Annotated in this window: 6 protein-coding genes and 1 pseudogene; all 7 read left to right on the top strand. The window is 69.5% G+C overall.

The genetic code is table 11. The features are described 5' to 3' along the window. Positions 1 to 133: pseudogene (locus VE759_RS22940) on the top strand (YncE family protein); the annotation flags it as partial. Positions 134 to 150: 17 nt separating this feature from the next. Then, positions 151 to 519 (top strand): hypothetical protein, encoded by a 369-nt coding sequence (locus VE759_RS15845; RefSeq protein ID WP_324934108.1) that lies wholly within the window; start codon positions 151 to 153, stop codon positions 517 to 519. Positions 520 to 865: 346 nt separating this feature from the next. Continuing rightward, positions 866 to 1,375 carry a Chromate resistance protein ChrB gene (locus tag VE759_RS15840; protein ID WP_324934106.1) on the top strand — a complete coding sequence of 170 codons (510 nt, stop codon included), beginning with the start codon at positions 866 to 868 and terminating at the stop codon, positions 1,373 to 1,375. Beyond that, complete coding sequence (locus VE759_RS15835; RefSeq protein ID WP_324934104.1) at positions 1,372 to 1,803, top strand: chromate resistance protein ChrB domain-containing protein; 432 nt, start codon at positions 1,372 to 1,374, stop codon at positions 1,801 to 1,803. Before VE759_RS15840 ends, VE759_RS15835 begins: the two co-directional genes overlap by 4 nt. Before the next feature lie 78 nt (positions 1,804 to 1,881). After that, positions 1,882 to 2,286 carry an ATP-binding cassette domain-containing protein gene (locus VE759_RS15830; protein ID WP_324934103.1) on the top strand — a complete coding sequence of 135 codons (405 nt, stop codon included), beginning with the start codon at positions 1,882 to 1,884 and terminating at the stop codon, positions 2,284 to 2,286. A 21-nt stretch (positions 2,287 to 2,307) separates the two neighbouring features. Then, positions 2,308 to 2,550 (top strand): hypothetical protein, encoded by a 243-nt coding sequence (locus VE759_RS15825; RefSeq protein ID WP_324934101.1) that lies wholly within the window; start codon positions 2,308 to 2,310, stop codon positions 2,548 to 2,550. Then, on the top strand, positions 2,547 to 2,777 hold a 231-nt coding region (locus VE759_RS15820), incomplete at its 3' end, for an ABC transporter permease (protein WP_324934099.1). The genes VE759_RS15825 and VE759_RS15820, both read left to right, overlap by 4 nt.

The raw sequence follows: 2,777 nt of genomic DNA, 5'->3' as shown, positions 1-2,777 counted from the left end.
GGTGACCGGCTCGGGGCATCTGGCCGACAACGCCCACGTGGTGGCCGTCGACCCGACCACCCACCGCAGCTACTACCCCGTCGCGGCGGGCACCGGCGGACGTCCGGCGCTACTGGAACGTGAACCGAGCTGAGCTGGACGGCGATTCGCATGTTGTCGTGGGGAGTGATCGGCTACGGGGCCGCACTATCGGCCCTCGCCGCAGCGGTTCTTGTCGCGTTCGCCGGGCGTGACCGCCGCGCATCGGTGCTGGTGTGCGCCGCCGCAAGCGCCCTGCTGGGACCGCTCGCCTGGAATGCGATCCTGCATGCCACCCACGCCAACCAGTTCTTTCACGACGCGCCGATCCCGGTGTTCCCGATCAGCTGGCAAGACACTGGATCCGGCGTGTTCACCGTCGCGGTCGCCGCCCTGCTACTCGGATTCGGGCCGATACGCACCGACTCGGCACGGCGGCTCGCGTGGCTGGTTGTCCTGGCCGGCCTCGGCGCACTGCTGGTGGACATCTACCTGTACTGAGCAGGCCGCGTCCGCTCCATAACCGAGGCGCGCGATGCGCCCTGGTTGCGGGTCATCATCGAGCGGCCCTTCGGCCACTGCTGGCAGAACCCGACGACTGGCCGCGGTAGAAGTATCAGCGCAGCCGACGAGGTCGACGCCTCGATTCCGGCGAGCCCGCAAAGTCATTTTCGCGGCCCTGGATCGCGCGACCGCAGAGTGTAACCATGGTTGCATGGTTGCCGCGGGCCAGGACGCGGAGCCGGCCCATGTCGGCTCGCCTCGTTTTGGTAACCGGGGTTACAATTGGAACGGTCGCAGGCGGTATCACGATGCGTCACAGGGCCGAACTCATGCGGAGGTTGTCATGACAGCAGCGGACCGACGCGGCGAAACCGGGACGTGGGTGCTGTTGTCGTATCGGATTCCGCGCGAACCGTCCACGCCGCGGATCACGATCTGGCGCAAGCTCAAACGCCTCGGGGTGGCACAGATCTCCGACGGCCTGGTCGCGCTGCCCGCCGACGCCCGAACCCGTGAACACCTCGAGTGGATCGCCGACGAGGTCACCGAATCCGGCGGTACCGCCATGCTGTGGGTGGCCCACCCCGACACCGTGGCCAGCGAACGCGCGCTGGCCACCGCGATGGCCGATGCGCGAGCCGGCGAATACGCCGCGGTCAGTGCGGAAGCCGCCACCGCCGGGGCCCTCGACCCGACGGCGCGCGAGTCGCTGGCCCGCCGCCTACGTGCCGAACTACGCCGCATCCAACGTCGCGACTACTTCCCGCCCACCGAACGCGAGCAGGCCACCGCGGCCGTCGAGGCACTCACCGGCGGAGCGGTCGCCGTCGCGCCGAGCCAGACGCCCTCATGAGGTGGGCCACCCGCGCCCACATCCACATCGACCGCGCCGCCTGCGCCTGGCTGATCCGCCGCTGGGTGGACCCCGACGCCGAGTTCGTCTTCGTGACCGACCCCGAGGCGGTTCCCGCCGACGCCACCGCCTTCGACATGCGCGGCGTGGAACTGTCCCACCACAACGGCGACTGCAGCTTCGAAACCATCCTGCGCCGCTACCAACTCGACGACCCGGTGCTGTGGCGGATCGCCGCGATCATCCACGAGGCCGACCTCGACGACGAACGCTACGACGCCCCCGAAGCCCCCGGTCTGGACGTGGCGCTGCGCGGACTGTCGATGATCTGTACCGACGAACAAACCCTCACCCACACCGGACCCCTCTTCGATGGTCTCTACGAATTCCACCGCCGCGCCACCCTTCTCGGCCGCGAACCTGCCTGACCACCGTCCGCTAGCAGCAGCTCCTTGGTCTGCTACGCGGACGGCCGGCGCAGGCCTGCCAGTTGGGAAGGTGACGGCATGAGAGGATTCGTTCTCGATGACGTCACGGTGGCCAGCGGGCCCACCCGGTTACTGGACCAGATCTCAGCGCTTATCCCGGCCGGTGGATGCACGGCCATCGTGGGACCCAGCGGGGCCGGGAAATCCACCCTGCTGCGACTTCTCAACCGGCTGGTTGAACCCAGCCAGGGCCAGGTGTTCTTCGATGGGGTTGTTGTCGAGCTCGACGTGTTGGCGCTGCGACGCCAGGTCAGTCTGGTCGCCCAACCTCCCACCCTGCTCACCGATCGGGTCTCCGACGAGCTGCGCGTCGGCAGCCCCGATCTGCCCGCGGACCGCCTGGCCGGCCTCCTGGTGCGGGTGGGCCTGCCGATCAGCCTCGCCGAGCGGCGCACCGCAGAGCTTTCCGGTGGGGAAGCTTAGCGGGTTTGCCTGGCGCGGGCCTTGGCCGTGGAGCCGCGGGTGCTGGTGCTCGACGAGCCCACCTCCGCGCTGGACGGGCTCAACGCCGCGCTGATCGCCGACCTGGCCCGCGACCACATCACCACCGGGGGCACCGTGGTGCTCGCCGGCCACGACCTCACCGTGATACGCCGCATCGCCGACACCGTGCTCGCACTCGACCACGGCCGCCTCATCAAGGCCGGCCCCGCCGACAGCATCGACCACCTGCGGGTCGGATTGTGACCGGGCTGCCCGTGCCGAGCTGGCCCGCCGTCGCGGCGTCGGCGCTGCTGGTGGTCCTTGCCGCCGGGGTGGCTCACCGCCAGCGCCTGCACCTCACCCGACAACTGCTGGTGGCGGCGGCCCGCGCCGCGGTTCAGCTCATCGCCGTCGGCGCTGTACTGCTCGTGCTGTTCAAATACGGCGGAACCACCGGAGCGCTGGGCTGGGTGGCGGTCATGGTGATCATC

It is taken from the genome of Mycobacterium sp. (assembly GCF_035640695.1).
Classification (GTDB): domain Bacteria; phylum Actinomycetota; class Actinomycetes; order Mycobacteriales; family Mycobacteriaceae; genus Mycobacterium.
This window is presented reverse-complemented; position numbering and strand designations above follow the sequence as displayed.